Genomic DNA, 16,443 nt, shown 5'->3' on the forward strand with positions numbered 1-16,443 from the left:
ATCAGTCTTTGACGGCGCCGCTGGTCAGCCCGGCGACGACGTAGCGCTGGGCGACGACCAGCAGGACGGCCGCGGGGATCGCGGCGAGGACGGCGGTGGCCATGATCCCGTTCCAGTCGGCGGACTGGTTGCCGACGAACCGGTAGATGCCCACGGTGATGGGCTCGAACGACTGCCCGGTGGTCAGGGTGACGGCGAACAGGAAGTCCGCCCAGGCGAACAGGAACGAGAACAGCCCGGCGGTGACCAGCGCGTTGCGGCTGACCGGCAGGATGATCGAGGCGAAGGTGCGCCAGTACCCGGCACCGTCCACCCGGGACGCTTCGGTCAGCTCCTTCGGCACGGAGATCATGAACGCCCGCAGCAGCAGGATGGCGAACGGGATGGTCGCGGTGGAGTCGGCGAGCACCAGCCCGAGGTAGTTGTCGATCAGGCCGAGGTTGCTGAACACGGTGTAGAGCGCGTTGGCCATCACGATGCCCGGGATCATCTGCACGATGAGCAGCACGAACACCAGGCCTGCGCCGCCGCGCACCTTGAGCTGGGCCAGCGCGTACGACGCGGGTGCCGCCACCAGCAGCGACACGAGCACCGTGCCGAGCGCGACGACGACGCTGGAGAGCAGGTTCGGTCCCTGCGTCGAGACGGCCTTGCGGTAGCCGTCCAGCGTGCCGCCGGCGGGGAAGAACGCGGGGTCCGGGCGCAGCAGCGCGCCGCTGGGCTGCAGCGAGGCGTTGACCATCCAGTACAGCGGGAACAGCAGCACCGCGACGATCAGCACGCCGAGCACGGTCCGCGGCCAGTTCGCCGTCCTCATGCCGCCTCCGCCAGGGTCGCCTTCGCCGAACGCAGGTAGAGCAGCCCGAAGACCGTCGCCACCACGATGAGGACGTTGCCGACCGCGGCGCCCTGCCCGAACGCGAAGTCCTGGAAGGACAGCCGGTAGGACCACGTGGTGAGCGTCTGGGTCGAGCCGGCCGGACCGCCGCCGGTGACGACCATGATCACGTCGAACACCTTGATCGTGTAGACCAGCCCGAGCATGAGCACGATCCCGGTGACCGGCCGCAGCAGCGGCCAGGTGACGTGCCGGAACCGCTGCCACGCCCCGGCGCCGTCCAGCGCCGCGGCTTCGTAGAGCGACGCCGGGATCGCGCGCAGGCCGCCGTGCAGGATCACCAGGTTGAACGGGATGCCGATCCAGATGTTGGTGATGATCACCGCCGGCAGCGCCCAGCTCGTGCTGCTCAGCCACGGCACCGCGTCGAACCCGAGGAACCGCAGGCCCGCGTTGAGCACGCCGTGGTCCTGGTCGAACATCCACCGCCAGACCGCGCCGCTGACCACCAGCGGCAGCAGCCACGGCAGCAGGAGCAGCGACCGCAGCAGCGCGCTGCCGAGGAAGCGGCCGTTGAAGAACACCGCGAGCGCCAGGCCGATGCCGAACTGGAAGACGATCGACCCGGCGGTGAACAGCGCCGTGTTGAGCGCCGCCGTCGAGAACAGCGGGTTGTTCAGCACGGCCGAGTAGTTCTCGATGCCGACGAAAGGTGCTTCGCCGGTGTAGAACGACTTCACCGTGTAGTTCTGCGTGCTCATCACCAGGTTCGCGGCCAGCGGGTAGCCGAAGAACACGACGACGTAGGCCAGCGCCGGCAGCAGGAACGCCCACGCGGCGAACCGGTTGTCCCGGCGGGACTTCCGGCTCGCGCGGGATGCCGCCGAGACCGTCGGGGCGGCGGCGACCGTCACGAGCCGCTCGCCTGCTGGGCGGCCTTGAGGGCCTGGTCGACCGGCGTCTTCCCGGTCAGCGCCGCCTGGAGCGCGTCGGCCAGCGCCTGCGAGACCTTGGGGTACTTCTCGCCGAGTTCGGCGGTGCGGGAGCGGGCCGTGCCGACCTCGTCGACGAACGCCTGCATCGCCGGCTGCTCGGTGCCGAACTTCTGGGCGGTGGCCGTCTTCGACGGGATGTAGGCGTGCGCCTTGCTCCACTCGAGCATCGTCGGCTCGGAGAGGATGCAGGAGAGCACCTTGCCGGCGGCCTGCTGCGCGGGACCGCTGGTCACCGGCACGGTGCCGACCTCACCGCCGAGGGCGACCACCGGCTTGCCGCCGGCCTGGGGGACCGGGATCGGCACGACGCCGTAGTGCAGCGACTTCTGCTCGTCGAGCCGGGCGATGTTCCACGAACCGTTGATCATCATCGCCGTGTTGCCGCTGACGAACTGGTCGGCGACGTCGTTCTGGCTCCAGGTCACCACGGACTTCGACGCCGAACCGGAGTTCACCAGGCCGGTGACGTACTGCAGCGCCTGCGTCGCCTGCGGCGAGTCCAATTGCGACAGTTCGGCGCCGTTGCTCCAGAAGAACGGCAGGAACTGCCAGGTGCCCTCTTCCGAGGAGATGGCGGAGAAGGAGAGGCCGTACTTGCCGTCCTTGGTCAGCTTCGCCGCGGCGGCCTTCAGCTCGTCCCACGTCTTCGGCGGCTCGACGCCCGCGGCCTGCAGGAGGTCCTTGTTGTAGATCAGCGCGAGGCCGTTGACACCGGGGGCGACGCCGTACAGCTTGTCCTGGTAGGTGCCGGCCTTGGCGATGCCCGGGTAGTAGCCGTCGGTGGTGATGCCGTAGTCGGTCAGCGGGGTCAGCGCGCCGGTGGCGGCGACCTGCTGCAGCGTCGGGTTGTCGGTGAAGAGCAGGTTCGGCAGCGTCTTCGAGCTGGCGCCCTGCAGGACCTTCGGCAGCATCTGGCTGGTCGGCACCTTCTGGCGCTCGATCTTGATCCCGGTCTGCGTGGCGCAGGTGTCGAGGATCTTCTGCCAGGCGGCGGATCCCTGCTCGTCGGCGTAGTAGTCGAGCTCGGTGATGGACGTGGCGGCCGGAGCGCCGGCGCCGTTCGACGCGGACGGGGCCGGGCTGGGGCTGCAGGCGGCCAGCAACGCGGCGCTCGCGGTCAGCACGAGGGCGCGACAGGCTACGGACATGGTGATTCTCCTTCGGCGGCGGAGCAGAACCGGGACTGGTGGGGTGACGGCGCTAGGCGCGGGGCGCGGCGGTGCTCTCGCGCCGCGTCAGGCGGGGCCCGAGCAGCCGGACCTCCGGGGTGGTGTGGCCGGCGAGCCGGCGCATGGTCATTTCGACGGCCTGGGTACCGACCTCCTCGGCCGGGATGGCCACGTTGGTCAGCGAGACGACGTGCTGCTCGGCCATGCTGTCCGGGCACACGGCGATGACCGAGATGTCCTCGGGCACCCGCAGGCCGCGGTGGCGCAGGTCCGACAGCAGCCCGGGCAGCACGGCCTCGTTGTGCACGACCAGGCCGGTCAGGCCGGGATCGGCGGCGAGCAGCTCGTCGACGCAGGCGCTCACCGCTTCGTAGGAGTGGGCGCACGCGTGGGAGGCCGCACGCAGGTCACGGCTCTTCGTGGCTTCGTCGAAGCCACGCAGGAACCGCGTCGCGTAACTCGTGCCGCGCCGGTAGACGGCCGGGGACGGGCCGATCAGCGCGATCGAGCGGTGGCCGAGCTCGGCCAGGTGCGCGACGCAGGCCGACGCCGCCGCGGTGAAGTCGAGGTCGACGCAGCTCAGCCCGGCCGGGTGGTCGGGCACGCCGATGAGCACCACCGGCAGGTCGAGGGCCAGCAGCATGGGCACCCGCGGGTCGGCGGTTTCGATGTCCATCACCATCAGGGCGTCGGCGATGGCCGAGGACGCCACCCGCTGCAGCGCGGCGGGGCCCTCGTCCTTGGTGAGCAGCAGCAGGTCGTGGTCGTGCGCGCGGGCCGCGGTGACCGCCGAGGCGACGAACTCCATCACGACGGCGACGTTGAGGTCCGTGCGCAGCGGCACGACCAGCGCGAGCACGTTGGTCTTGCTGCTGGCCAGCGCCCGCGCGCCGGCGTGCGGGTGGTAGCCGAGCTTGCGGATGCTGTCCTCGACCAGCCGCCGGGTCTTCGGCGAAATCGAACGTTTGCCGCTGATCACGTACGACACCGTGCTGGGGGCGACCCCGGCCGCGTTGGCGACGTCGTTGATCGTGACCACGGGCGGCCTCCTGAGGCGAGCGAGCGATGCGGTGTCGAAGCGCATCGACGATGGCACGAAGGTAAGTGACACACGCCCGAAACACAAGCATCATTCGCCGTTCGCCCGCATTCGATTGAATTTCGACAACCGAGGTGTTCGTCGAAATTGTCGAACTGTCCTGTTGACGGCTGTTCTTGCAGCTCAGCAGGTGATTCCGGGGATTCGACCAGGGCGCCTGGGAGCGTTCCCAGGCACTCTTGACCTGATGCTCACCGGGCTGTAATAGTCGGCACGCTCCCACTCCCTTCGACGCGAATCTTCGTGCCGCGCCGTCGAAACGATTCGACGATTCCGGAGGCTGTCCGTGCGCCACTCCCTCTTCCGCCGTGCTCTCGTCCCGGCGGTGGCCGCGACCCTGCTGCTGGCCCCTTCGCCGGCGCTCGCGGCGGCCCCGCCCCCGTTCCGCGATCCGTCGCTGCCCCTGGCGACCCGGGTCGACGATCTGCTGTCCCGCCTCACGGCGGACGAGAAGATTTCGCTGCTGCACCAGTACGAACCGGCCATCCCGCGGCTCGGCATCGGGGTCTTCAAGACCGGCACCGAAGCCCTGCACGGCGTCGCCTGGTCGACCGATTACGACGACAAGGGCGCCGTCGTCAAGGCCGACGGCACGGTGTTCCCGCAGGCCATCGGCCTGGCCAGTACCTGGGACCCGGCGCTGGTGAAGCAGGTGGGCGCGGCCGTCGGGCAGGAGGCGCGCGGCTTCAACGCCCGCAACCCGACGCTGTGGGGGCTCAACCTGTGGGCCCCGGTGGTGAACCTGCTGCGCGACCCGCGGTGGGGCCGCAACGAAGAGGGCTACTCCGAGGACCCGCACCTCACCGGCGAGTTCGCGACCGCCTACGGCCGCGGCATCCAGGGTGACGACCCCCGGTACCTGCAGGCCGCCCCGACGCTCAAGCACTTCCTCGCCTACAACAACGAGGTCAACCGGGACACCAGCAACTCCTCGGTGCCGCCGAAGATCCTGCACGACTACGACGAGCAGGCGTTCAAGATCCCGCTGCAGGCGGGCGCGGCCAACGCCGTCATGCCGTCGTACAACCTGGTCAACGGCCGGCCCAACCACGTGAGCCCGGACCTCGACGGCAAGCTGCGGAAGTGGGCGCCGCAGGACATCGCCGTCGTCAGCGACGCCGGCGCGCCGTCCAACCTGGTCAACTCCGAGAAGTACTACGCCACCAAGGCCGAAGGGGACGCGGCGGCGATCAAGGCGGGGCTCGACAGCTTCACCGACAACGACACCGACGGCTCGATCACCGCCGCCGCGGTCAAGGAGGCACTGAGCAAGAGCCTGCTGACCATGGCCGACGTCGAAACCGCCGACCGCCACCTGCTTTCGCTGCGGTTCCGGCTCGGCGAGTTCGACCCGCCGGGACGCAACCCGTACGCGAAGATCACCCCGGCCGTCATCGGCTCGCCCGAGCACCAGGCCCTGGCGCGCAAGACCGCCGACGAGCAGCTGGTGCTGCTGCGCAACAACGGCAACGCGCTCCCGCTGAACGCCGCGCGGAACAAGAAGATCGCGGTCGTCGGCCCGCTCTCGAACACCCTGTACGAAGACTGGTACAGCGGCGCGATGCAGTACAAGGTCACGCCGGTGCAGGGCATCAAGGAACGGCTCGGCTCGGCCGGCACGGTCGCCTCGTCCGAAGGCGTCGACCGGATCGCGCTGAAGGACCTCGCCACCGGCAAGTACCTCACCGCGCCCGCCACCACCGGCAAGGTGACCGCGGGCGGGACCGTCGCGGGCACCGCGGAATCCTTCGACGTCTACGACTGGGGCGCGGGCAAGAACACGCTGCGCGCGGCCGCGAACGGCAAGTTCCTCAGCTACTCCGGCGGTGGGCTGGTCAACGACGTCGACCAGCCGGCCGGCTGGTTCGTGCAGCAGCAGCTGAAACTGGACGCGCAGCCGGACGGCAGCTACGTGCTCGAGTACGCCGGCAACGAGGTGAACGAGCCGTGGTTCGGCCCGGACAAGTTCGCCGTCGTCGGCGCCGACGGGGTCCTGACCATCTCCGCCCCGGACGCCGCGCACGCGACCAAGTTCGGCCGTGACGTGCTGACCAGCGGGGTCGGCAGCGCGGTCGCCGCGGCCGAGGACGCGGACACCGCCGTCGTCGTGGTCGGCAGCATGCCGTTCATCAACGGCCGCGAGGCGAACGATCGCACGAGCACCGAGCTCGCCCCGGCACAACGCTCGCTGATCGAAGCGGTGCAGAAGGCGAACCCGCACACCGTCGTCGTGGTGGAGAACAGCTACCCGACCACCGGCTGGGACACCGTGGGAGTGCCCGGCATCCTGTGGACCAGCCACGCCGGGCAGGAAACCGGGCACGCGGTGGCCGACGTGCTCTTCGGCGACAAGGACCCGGGCGGGCGGCTCACCCAGACCTGGTACGCCTCCGACGCCGGGCTGCCGAGCATCCTCGACTACGACATCGCCAAGACCGGGATGACCTACCAGTACTACCGCGGGAAGCCGCTGTTCCCGTTCGGCTACGGGCTGAGCTACACCAGCTTCCGCTACGACAACGTCCGGATTTCTCTTGCGAACGGGAAGGTGCAGGTCAGCGTCGACGTGACGAACACCGGCGCCCGCAGCGGGTCCGACGTCGTCCAGCTCTACTCGAAGAACTCCGGTGTGCAGCGGTTGCGGGACTTCTCGAAGCTGACTCTGGCGCCGAAGGAGACCCGCACGGTGCGGTTCGAGGTGCCCGTGGCGGACCTGGCGTCCTGGGACGTCTCCCGGGACCGGTCCGTGGTGGCGGCGGGGGTGTACGAGTTCTCGGTGGGCCGCAACGCCTTCGAACTCTCGGCACCGCAGCCGGTGTACGTGCCGGGGGAGCGGGCATTGCCGCGCGACCTGAGCCGGCCGACCCAGGCCCAGAACTTCGACGACTACTCCGGCACGACGTTGACGGACACGTCGAAGGTCTCGGGCACCTCGGTCGCCGGCGTGGCCGGCAGCTGGGTGGCTTACCGCAATGTGGCCTTGAACGGCCCGTCGCGGTTCTCGGCCTCGGTGTCCGCACCGGCGTCATCGCACGTCACGGTCCGCCTGGACTCGCCGACCGGCCGCGTGCTGGGTACCGCTTCGGTCGCGAGCACCGGTGACCACTACGCGTACGCGACGGTGACCGCGGCCCTGGCCAAGGCGAGCGGACGGCACGACGTCTACCTGACCTTCGACGGCCCGGTGAACGTGTCGACGTTCTCGCTGCGGTGACGGCTCGTGAGTGGTAAGGCGGGTTCTAACCCGCCTTACCACTCACGACCGGGGTAGCTCAGGGTCGGCGGCCCACACCGGCGTACGGGAGGGAGTTGACCGAAGGGTCGTCTGACATGTCGCCGACCCCCTGCGGGTTCCACATCGCGCAGCCGACCAGGCCCGGTTCGACGAGGTCGAAGCCCTCGAAGAACCGGAGCACCTGGTTGTGCGTGCGCGGGAACGGCTGGTTCTGCTGGTTCTGCCGGCTCGTGTAGACCTCGATCGCTTCGTCGAGGCCCGCCGATCCGGAGTCCGCCGCCACGTGCGTGACGGCGAGGAAGCTGCCCGGCGCGAGCCGTTCGCGGTAGCGGGCCAGGATGGCGGCCGGGTCCCAGGAATCGGGCACGAAGTGCAGCAGCAGCAACATGAACACGCCCGTCGGCTGCCCCGGATCGAGCAGCCGGCGGGCCGGCTCGGCGTCGAAGATGTCGTTGACGTCGCGCAGGTCGGCCTGCAGGACCGCGCAGTTGTCGTTGCCCTGCAGCAGCAGTTCGCTGTGGGCGACGGCGATCGGCTCGCGGTCGACGTACACCACCCGGCACGCCGGGTCGGCCTGCTGGACGACTTCGTGCAGGTTCCCGACGGTCGGGATGCCGGAGCCGATGTCGAGGAACTGCCGGACCCCGGCGTCGACCATGTACCGCGCGGCGCGGCGCAGGAAGGCGCGGTTGAGCCGGGCGGCGTCGCGGACGCCCGGCATGATCTTCAGGATCTGCTCGCCGAGCGCCCGGTCGGCGGCGAAGTTGTGGTCCCCGTCGAGCCAGAAGTCGTACACCCGGGCCGGGTTCGGCACCGTGGTGTCGATCTCCGGCGGTACCCAGCTCAGTTCTCCGGTCACGGGACCTCCCACCCTCGCGGACGCTGCGGGGACGGAGCTTAGCCCCTCATCCGTTCGTGTGGACTCGTGTTCCGGGCGCCCGGGGCGCGGCTAAGGTGGCCCGGTCACGAGGAGACGAGGCCATGCCGAACCCGCGTCCCGTGCCCGGCCGGGTGCCCCTGCTCGGGCACACGGTGCCCCTGCTGCGCGACCCGCTCGAGTTCTTCACTTCCCTGCCCGCGCACGGAGATGTCGTCAAGATCCGGCTCGGCCCGCTGCCGGTGCACGTGGTCACCACCCCGGAGCTGGCCTGGCAGGTGCTGGCCACCGACGCCGACAAGTTCGACAAGGGCCTGGTCTTCGACAAGATGCGCCCGCTCTTCGGCGACGGCCTGGCCACCTCGAACGGCGAGCTCAACCGCCGCCAGCGCCGGCTGGTGATGCCCGCCTTCGGCCGCACGCGGATCGCCGGCTACGCCGAACACACGATGACGAAGCTGGCCGGTGAGCTGGTGGATTCGTGGCGGCCCGGCGAAGTCGTCGAGTTCGACCGGCGGATGCAGGACCTGGTGCTGACCATCGCCGGGCAGACGCTGTTCTCCACCGCCCTCGGCGAGGAAGCACTCGCGGAGATCCGGCACTCGATCCCGGTCATGCTGAAGTACGTGCTGATCCGGGCGTTCTCCCCGAAGTTCGTCGAGAAGCTGCCGATCCCGCCGAACCGGCGGTTCGACGCCGCGGCCGCGCGCCTGCGCGAGGTGATCGGCGAGACCGTCGTCGCGGCCCGTGCGGACGGCGCCGACCACGGCGACCTGCTCTCGATGCTGCTGCTGGCCCGCGATGAGGAGACCGGCGAGGGCATGTCGGACCGCCAGGTGCACGACGAGGTCATCACGATCCTGACCACCGGCGCCGAGACCACCGCCGTCGCGCTGGCCTGGTTCTTCCACGAGCTCGGGCAGCACCCGGACGTCGAACGGCGTTTCCACGCCGAGGTCGACGAAGTCCTCGACGGCCGGCCCGCGCGCTTCGAGGACCTGCCTGATCTCGTTTACACGCACCGGATCGTCAACGAGATCGTCCGCCGCACCCCGCCGCTGATCCTCATGCGCCGCGCGCGGGAGGACGTCGAACTCGCCCGCGTGGCGATCCCGGCGGGCAGCGAGGTCGCCGTCAGCCAGCACACGCTGCACCGCGACCCGCGCTGGTTCCCCGACCCGGACCGGTTCGACCCGGACCGCTGGGAGCCCGGCCGCACCGCGGAACTGCCGAAGGGGGCCTACATCCCGTTCGGGGCGGGCGCCAGGCTGTGTCCGGGGCACGTGTTCGCGCCGACGGAGATCGGCATCGTGGCCGCGACCATCGGCGCGCGGTGGCGCCTGGTCCCGGTGCCGGGCAAGAAGGTGTACGCGCAGATCAAGGCCACGATGCAGCCGAACCGGCTGCCGATGACCGTGGTGCCCCGCCGGACCTGACGGTGCCGATTCCACTACCGGGTGTAGTGTTCCGGGGTCCTGAACGGAAGGCAGGTGGGGTTTGAGACGGCCGCTCAAGCTGACATCGGCGTTGTTCGCCTGCGGTGTCCTGTTCGCCTCGCTGACCGCGGCGGTGCCCGCGGAGGCCGCCGCGATCTCCTGCGGCGACACGGATCTGCCGGTCACCGGCCCCGGCCTGCCACCCCTGGTGCCGGGAGCACCCGCGGTCGTGCACGGCCGGCTGTGCCTGCCCGCCGGGGCGGCCCCGGACACCGTCCAGCTGCTCGTGCACGGCGGGACGTACAACAGCGCGTACTGGGACCTGCCCTACGAGCCGGCGCGCTACTCCTACCAGCGGGACATGGCCGCGCACGGCTACGCGACCTTCGCCGCCGACCAGCTCGGCGCCGGGCGCAGCAGCCGGCCGCTGAGCCTGCCGCTGTCGGTCTGGGCCGCGGCCGAGTCGATGCACGAGGTGGTCGGCCATCTCCGGGCCGGCCGCGCCGGCGGCGTCCCGTTCGCGAAGGTGGTCATCGTCGGGCACTCGGTCGGGTCGGGGGTCGTCGCCGTGGAGGCGTCGACCTACCACGACGTCGACGGCGTCGTCCTCACCGGCATCACGCACCTGCCCGCGCTGCCCGTGCTCGCCCTCGGCGCGGCGCTCGGGCTGCAGCCCGCGTTGCTCGACGGCCGGCTGGGCACCCTGGGCAGCGACCCGCTGTACTTCACGACGAGGCCGGGTGCGCGGGCCGGGCTGTTCTACGCCGCGGGCGACGCCGATCCCGCCGTGATCGCCGCCGACGAGGCGACGAAGGACCAGGTTTCGGTCCCCGGGATGGGCACCGTCGCGTTGTTCGGCATCGTGGTGCCCGCGACGTGGGGAATCACCGCACCGGTTTTCCAGGTGGTCGGTGAAAAGGACGTCCTTTTCTGCGGGGTGCTGGCGTTGCGCGACTGTTCCGACGCGGCGGTGCTACGGGCCCAGGAAGCGCCCTATTACGCCGACCCGTCGAAGGTGTCGACGTACGTGCTGCCCGGTGCGGGCCATTCCGTGGCGCTGCACGAAAACGCGAACGAATACCGCAGCGCGACCCGCTCCTGGCTGCGGGACCGCCTGGGGATTACTCCGCAGGGTTATCACTCGATCGGACGAAACTGAACCCGTGCGCCGCGCACAATTCCGGGCCAAGATATATCGATTGCCCCCAACAGTGATGGGCACTGAACCCTGGGACAGCCTGAGGTGACCGCTCCCCATCCCCGAGGCGACGCCCCGCGGAAGAAGCCGTCCGCCGATCGCGCGGCGAGACGGCTCGGCGCGCTCGCGCGCAAGTGGGGCTACCTGATCAGCACGACCGCCTACCTGCCGCACACGCCCGAGGAGATCGAGCGTGAGCTGGCCGGCCTGGCCGGGCGGCTGTTCGAAGCGGTGGCGAGCGATCCGCCGGATCTCGAGGCGGCCGCGAGCGCGGGCGGGCGGCTCGTCGAGCTGCGGTGCGTCGGCGCCGAAAGCCTGCGCCGCAGCCTGGAGGTGCTGGGCAAGGCGCTGCTGCGCGAACCGGAACTGCGTGCGGCCGACAGGCTGGCCGAGCGGGTCGTGGTCGTGCTCGGCGCCTTCAGCTCCGGCTACGGCGAGATGCTGCGCGAGGACATCCAGAAGCGGCAGGAGGGTCTGAGCCGCGCGCTGCTGAAGGTCGAGCAGGAGACGCGGCAGAAGCACGTCATCACCCGCGCGCAGTTCGAGGAGGTGTTCGCCGGCTCGGCCAGCGGCGTCGCGCTGACCGAACTCGACGGCCGGGTGCTGCGGGCCAACGCGGCGCTGGCCAAGACGCTCAACCGCACACCGGCGGAGATCGCCGCGATGACGCTGTTCGACCTGGTCCACCCCGAGGACGTCGAACAGCTGCGGGAGAGCTACCGCGAGCTGGTGGCCGGCCGGCTGCACCGGCTGCGGGCCGGCCGCCGCCTGGTCGGCACGGACGGCGAGCCGATGTGGGCGACGTTCGCCGCGTCGGTGATCCGGGACGCCCTCGGCGCGCCCCGGCAGCTGCTCACGATCGTCGACGACGACACCGAGGTGTCGCTGCTGCAGCGGCGGCTGAGCCACCAGGCCCTGCACGACGTCCTCACCGGGCTGCCGAACCGGCAGTTCTTCGGCACCCGCCTGGAGACCTTGCTGCGCGACGCGGATCCGGCGCGCGGGGTCACGCTGTTCCACCTCGACCTCGACGGCTTCTCGCAGATCAACGCCGGTCTCGGCCGGGAGCTCGGCGACCGGGTGCTGCGCGGGGTCGCGGCCAAGCTGAAGACGGTGTTCGAAGCGGAGAAGGCGCTCGTGGCCCGCCTCGGCGGCGACGAATTCGGCGTGCTGGTGCAGAACACGGCGGACACGCCGGGCGTGGTGACGCTCGTCCGCCGGATCACCCACGAGCTCGCCGAGGCGGAGTACGTCGACGGGCAGCACGGGGTCGCGGTGTCGGCCGCCATCGGCGTCGTCCACCGCCCGCCCCGCGACAGCACGCCCGCGGAGCTGCTTCAGGCGTCGGACCTGACGCTGCGGCGCGCCCAGCGGACGGGCAACCAGTGGGGCCTGTTCGACCGCGAGCTGGACCGGCGCGACCGGCACGGCTTCGGGCTGGCCGCGTCGATGGCGGGCGCGTGGGAGAACGGCGAGGTCGAGGCCCGCTACCGCGTGCTGGTGTCCGCGACGAGCGGTGCGGTCGAGGGCGTCGAGGCGCGGTTGCGCTGGAACCACCCGGCCGAGGGCGTGCTGCCGCACGAGACGTGCGTGCGGCTGGCCGCGGAGACCGGGCTGGCGCTGCCGCTGGGCACCTGGCTCCTGCGCACGGCGGCCGAGCGGCTGGCGGCGTCCGGGATCGGCGTGCCGCTGGTCGTCGAGCTCACGGCGCAGCAGGCGGCGGATCCCGAGCTGGTCGGCGAAATCCGCCGCATCCTGGCCGACACCGGCCTGGCCCCGGACCGCGTGCGCCCCGGCATCCCGGCCGCGGCCCTGACCGCGGAGACCGGAGACGCGGCGGACAACTTCAAGGTGCTGGGCGAAATCGGGGTCCGGGCGGAGATCCACGGCCTCGGGGACGTCACGTGCCTGACGGAGTTCCCGGCCCGCGCGGTCCGGATCGCGGCGAACCTGGCCGCCAAGCGGGAACACCCGCTGGTGGCCGCGCCGCTGTCGGCGCTGATCGACGCGGCCCACGCGGCCGGGGCGTCGGTGTCGGTCGCCGGGATCGCGACCCCGGCCGAAGCCACGTGGTGGCGGGACCGGGGCGCGGACCTGCTGTCGGGCCCGGCGTTCCCGGAGCCGCCGGACGGCTTGCCCGGCTGCTGACTCAGATGCGCACGAGCACCTCGTCGAGGGACTTGCGCCGCAGGTCCGGCACGACGCAGTCGTCGGCCGGGTAGCCGACCGGGATCACCGCGAACGCCGATTCGTTGCGGGGGCGGCCCAGCAGCTCCCCGAGGAACCGCATCGGCGACGGCGTGTGCGTCAGCGCCGCGAGGCCCGCCACCTGCAACGCCGTGAGCAGCATGCCGACCGCGATGCCGACCGACTCGTCGACGTAGTAGTGCTTGCGGACCCCGCCGTCGCCGTCGAGGGCGAACCGTTGCTGGAACACGACGATGAGGTACGGCGCGTCCGTCAGGTGGGGCTTGACCGCGTCCGTGCCGAGTGGCCGCAGCGCGTCGAGCCACGCCTCGCCGAGGCGGCCGTCGTAGGAAACCCGTTCCTCGGCTTCGGCGGCTTCGCGGAGCCGGCGGCGCACGGCCGGATCGGTGACGAGGACGAACGTCCACGGCTGCTGGTGGGCCCCGCTGGGTGCGGTCGAGGCGACCGCGATGGCGTCGAGCACCGCGCGTTCGGGCACCGGGTCGGGGGAGAACATCCGCACCGAACGCCGGGCCTCCATCCGCCGGCGCAGCGACGCGACCCGGGCGATGGCTTCGGCGTCGGGCAACCGGGCGGGCCGGTAGGGAACCGGGTGGTAGGTCATGCCCGGATTGTGGCGGGGGACACGGAGTGCGCAGCAGGGCCGAACGTACGATTCGCGGTGTTATGCGTCCGCTGTACGGACAGTAAGGTCATCCTTGCTGAACAAATTGCGCCGAATGGTCCAGGATAACTGCGCCATTCGGTCCTGTCGCGCGAAGTGATCTCCTCATTACCCTCCAGTAGCAGACAGTGGTGCCGATCACAGTGGTTCCAGGAGGCCTGATGGCGTCGCGCGTTCGGGGACCCGGTTCCGAAGACCGGCGCGAACTGCGGATGCGGCACCTCACCGGCTGCCTTCCCTGCACGCTCAAATGCGCGTATTGCGGGCTGCCGGTGCGGCTCGCCGGGCCGGGCGACCACCCCGGCTACGGCGTGGTCGAAGAAGTGACCGGCGATCTCGTGCTGCTGCACCGGTTCTGCCGCACCGCGCTCGGCCGCTGCGGGACGCGGGGGTGCGTGCTGCGGCGCGCCCACCTCGGCCGGGCGACCGAGCAGTACGAAACCGGCCGGCGGCCCGGGCGCTACCAGCGCCTCGGTGTCCGGCGCTCGCCCGACCTCGATCTGTACCGGAAGCACTGGCGGATCGCGAAGATGCGGTACGCGTGCAAGGCGTGCCGGTACTACACCGGCTCGCACTGAGCCGGTCCTTCCATCACGACGCGGAGGACTCGTGCTCGTTCGTCTCATCCTCGGCCTGCTCATGACCGTCGTCGGCCTCGCCGTCGCCGGCAAGCGCGTGGCCTTCCTGTACCGGCTGATCAAGGCGGGCCAGCCCGACGCCAAGCGGTCGGACGACCTCGGTGCCCGCGTCTTCGCGCAGGTGCGCGAGGTGTTCGGTCAGCGCAAGCTGCTGAAGTGGTCGGTGCCCGGCCTGGCGCACTTCTTCACGTTTTGGGGCTTCGTGATCCTGGCTTCGGTGTACCTCGAGGCGTACGGCGCGTTGTTCGACGAGAAGTTCGCGATCCCGTGGATCGGGCACTGGGCGGTGCTCGGCTTCCTGCAGGACTTCATCGCCGTCGCCGTGGCCGTCTCGCTCGGCGTGTTCGCGATCATCCGGATCCGGAACGCCCCCGAGCGCAAGGACCGGGCATCGCGGTTCTACGGCTCGCACACCGGCGGCGCGTGGCTGATCCTCGCCATGATCTTCAACGTCGTCTGGACGATGTTCTTCTTCCGCGGCGCCTCTTCGGCATCGGGTAATTTCCCGTACGACTCCGGCGCGTACGTCTCGCTCGGCGTCGGGAACCTCCTGGAGCCGCTCGGGCACTCGACGACCGAGGTGCTGGAGACGGTCGGCCTGCTCCTGCACATCGGCGTCATGCTGGTGTTCCTGTCGATCGTGCTCTACTCCAAGCACCTGCACATCTTCGTGGCGCCGATCAACGTCTCGGCCAAGCGGCTGCCGGACGCGCTCGGCCCGCTGCTGCCGATGGAGTCCGCGGGCAAGCCGATCGACTTCGAGGACCCGGGCGAGGACGACACGTTCGGCCGCGGCAAGATCGGCGACTTCACGTGGAAGGGCATGCTGGACTTCGCCACGTGCACCGAGTGCGGCCGCTGCCAGTCGCAGTGCCCGGCGTGGAACACCGGGAAGCCGTTGTCGCCCAAGCTCGTCATCATGAACCTGCGCGACAACCTGTTCGAGGAGGCGCCCTACATCCTCGCGGGCACCGAGCACGAGGAGGCGCGCCCGCTGGTCGGCCCGGAGGCCGACGGCGGCGTCATCGATCCGGACGTGCTCTGGTCGTGCACCACGTGCGGCGCGTGCGTCGAGCAGTGCCCGGTGGACATCGAGCACGTCGACCACATCGTCGACATGCGCCGCTACCAGGTGATGATCGAGTCGGCGTTCCCGACCGAGCTGGGCGGGCTGTTCAAGAACCTGGAGACCAAGGGCAACCCGTGGGGCCAGAACAACTCCGAGCGCCTCGCCTGGACCAAGGACCTGGGCTTCGACGTCCCGGTGTTCGACGGCGAGCTGGCCGAGGACGTCGAGTACGTCTACTGGGTCGGCTGCGCCGGCGCGTTCGACGACCAGGCGCGCAAGACCGTCCGCGCGACGGCCGAGCTCCTGCACATCGCGGGGGTGAAGTACGTGGTGCTGGGCAAGGAGGAGTCCTGCACCGGCGACCCGGCGCGCCGCGCGGGCAACGAGTTCCTCTTCCAGATGATGGCGCAGCAGACGGCCGAGACCCTGAACGCCGTGTTCGAGGGGCGCGAGCCGCGGCTGCGCAAGATCGTGACGACCTGCCCGCACTGCCTGAACACCCTCGGCCGCGAATACCCGGACCTGGACGGCCACTACGAGGTGGTCCACCACACCCAGCTCCTCAACCGCCTGGTCCGCGGCGGCCAGCTCACCCCGGTGAAGCCGGTCGAGGACGGCCCGAAGGTCACCTACCACGACCCCTGCTACCTCGGGCGCCACAACAAGGTCTACACACCACCGCGCGAACTGGTCGGCGCGACGGGCGCATCGCTGGCGGAAATGCCGCGCCACGCGGACCGCGCCCTGTGCTGCGGCGCGGGCGGCGCCCGCATGTGGATGGAGGAGCAGATCGGCAAGCGCATCAACTTGGAGCGGGTCGACGAGGCGATCGCCACGGACGCGGAGACGATCGTGACGGGCTGCCCGTTCTGCCGGGTGATGCTCACCGATGGGCTGGTTCAGCGGCAGAGTGAGCAGAAGGCGGAGAACGTCGACGTGCGCGATGTCGCCCAGCTGTTGCTGGAACGGGTGAAAGCCGCGGACACGCCGGTGCCGAAGGTCTGACCGAAGCCGCCG

The 16,443-nt window shown here is 70.6% G+C and carries 12 protein-coding genes; 6 read left to right on the plus strand and 6 right to left on the minus strand.

The annotated features are described in order from the left end of the window. Position 1: 1 nt before the first annotated feature. From C2L58_RS19655 to C2L58_RS19670, 4 genes are read right to left on the minus strand one after another with little or no spacing between them, the layout of a single operon-like run. The gene (locus tag C2L58_RS19655; protein ID WP_103339040.1) at positions 2 to 817 is read right to left on the minus strand and encodes a carbohydrate ABC transporter permease; all 816 of its coding nucleotides are present in this window, start codon (positions 815 to 817) and stop codon (positions 2 to 4) included. Continuing rightward, positions 814 to 1,752 (minus strand): carbohydrate ABC transporter permease, encoded by a 939-nt coding sequence (locus tag C2L58_RS19660; RefSeq protein WP_103339041.1) that lies wholly within the window; start codon positions 1,750 to 1,752, stop codon positions 814 to 816. The genes C2L58_RS19655 and C2L58_RS19660 overlap by 4 nt, the downstream gene beginning before the upstream one ends. After that, complete coding sequence (locus tag C2L58_RS19665; RefSeq protein WP_103339042.1) at positions 1,749 to 2,981, minus strand: sugar ABC transporter substrate-binding protein; 1,233 nt, start codon at positions 2,979 to 2,981, stop codon at positions 1,749 to 1,751. The genes C2L58_RS19660 and C2L58_RS19665 overlap by 4 nt, the downstream gene beginning before the upstream one ends. Before the next feature lie 52 nt (positions 2,982 to 3,033). Further along, positions 3,034 to 4,041, minus strand: coding sequence for a LacI family DNA-binding transcriptional regulator (locus C2L58_RS19670; RefSeq protein WP_103339043.1), 1,008 nt, complete (start codon positions 4,039 to 4,041; stop codon positions 3,034 to 3,036). Between the two features lie 346 nt (positions 4,042 to 4,387). Here C2L58_RS19670 and C2L58_RS19675 point away from each other — a divergent pair, with 346 nt between their 5' ends. Next, positions 4,388 to 7,315, plus strand: coding sequence for a glycoside hydrolase family 3 protein (locus C2L58_RS19675; RefSeq protein WP_103339044.1), 2,928 nt, complete (start codon positions 4,388 to 4,390; stop codon positions 7,313 to 7,315). 58 nt (positions 7,316 to 7,373) lie between these two features. Here the strand turns inward: C2L58_RS19675 and C2L58_RS19680 are convergent, their stop codons facing one another. Beyond that, the gene (locus tag C2L58_RS19680) at positions 7,374 to 8,195 is read right to left on the minus strand and encodes an SAM-dependent methyltransferase (RefSeq protein WP_103339045.1); all 822 of its coding nucleotides are present in this window, start codon (positions 8,193 to 8,195) and stop codon (positions 7,374 to 7,376) included. A 122-nt stretch (positions 8,196 to 8,317) separates the two neighbouring features. Between C2L58_RS19680 and C2L58_RS19685 the strand changes: the two genes are divergently transcribed. The 3 genes from C2L58_RS19685 (at position 8,318) to C2L58_RS19695 (ending at position 12,995) form a co-directional block, all read left to right on the plus strand. Continuing rightward, positions 8,318 to 9,649 (plus strand): cytochrome P450, encoded by a 1,332-nt coding sequence (locus C2L58_RS19685; RefSeq protein WP_103339046.1) that lies wholly within the window; start codon positions 8,318 to 8,320, stop codon positions 9,647 to 9,649. Positions 9,650 to 9,710: 61 nt separating this feature from the next. Further along, on the plus strand, positions 9,711 to 10,808 hold the full coding sequence (locus tag C2L58_RS19690; protein WP_103339047.1) for an alpha/beta hydrolase: 1,098 nt from the start codon (positions 9,711 to 9,713) through the stop codon (positions 10,806 to 10,808). A gap of 84 nt (positions 10,809 to 10,892) precedes the next feature. Beyond that, entirely contained in the window at positions 10,893 to 12,995 is a 2,103-nt protein-coding gene (locus C2L58_RS19695; RefSeq protein WP_103339048.1) for a putative bifunctional diguanylate cyclase/phosphodiesterase, read from the plus strand. Between the two features lies 1 nt (position 12,996). Here C2L58_RS19695 and C2L58_RS19700 read toward each other — a convergent pair whose 3' ends face one another. Then, positions 12,997 to 13,659, minus strand: coding sequence for a nitroreductase family protein (locus tag C2L58_RS19700; RefSeq protein ID WP_103339049.1), 663 nt, complete (start codon positions 13,657 to 13,659; stop codon positions 12,997 to 12,999). Positions 13,660 to 13,880: 221 nt separating this feature from the next. On the opposite strand from C2L58_RS19700, the gene C2L58_RS19705 reads away from it, so the two are divergent. Then, the gene (locus tag C2L58_RS19705; RefSeq protein ID WP_103339050.1) at positions 13,881 to 14,297 is read left to right on the plus strand and encodes a hypothetical protein; all 417 of its coding nucleotides are present in this window, start codon (positions 13,881 to 13,883) and stop codon (positions 14,295 to 14,297) included. Between the two features lie 31 nt (positions 14,298 to 14,328). After that, positions 14,329 to 16,431: a (Fe-S)-binding protein gene (locus C2L58_RS19710; protein WP_103339051.1), complete on the plus strand. Its 2,103-nt coding sequence runs from the start codon at positions 14,329 to 14,331 to the stop codon at positions 16,429 to 16,431. The last annotated feature ends 12 nt before the right edge of the window (positions 16,432 to 16,443 follow it).

The organism is Amycolatopsis sp. CA-126428, assembly GCF_002904335.1.
GTDB lineage: Bacteria > Actinomycetota > Actinomycetes > Mycobacteriales > Pseudonocardiaceae > Amycolatopsis.

Bases quoted from the DNA above. Each gene is read 5' to 3' on its own strand.
- C2L58_RS19685 (WP_103339046.1), top strand. From the start codon at position 8,318: ATGCCGAACCCGCGTCCCGTGCCCGGCCGGGTGCCCCTGCTCGGGCAC.
- C2L58_RS19705 (WP_103339050.1), top strand. From the start codon at position 13,881: ATGGCGTCGCGCGTTCGGGGACCCGGTTCCGAAGACCGGCGCGAACTG.
- C2L58_RS19665 (WP_103339042.1), bottom strand. From the start codon at position 2,981: ATGTCCGTAGCCTGTCGCGCCCTCGTGCTGACCGCGAGCGCCGCGTTG.
- C2L58_RS19700 (WP_103339049.1), bottom strand. From the start codon at position 13,659: ATGACCTACCACCCGGTTCCCTACCGGCCCGCCCGGTTGCCCGACGCC.
- C2L58_RS19655 (WP_103339040.1), bottom strand. From the start codon at position 817: ATGAGGACGGCGAACTGGCCGCGGACCGTGCTCGGCGTGCTGATCGTC.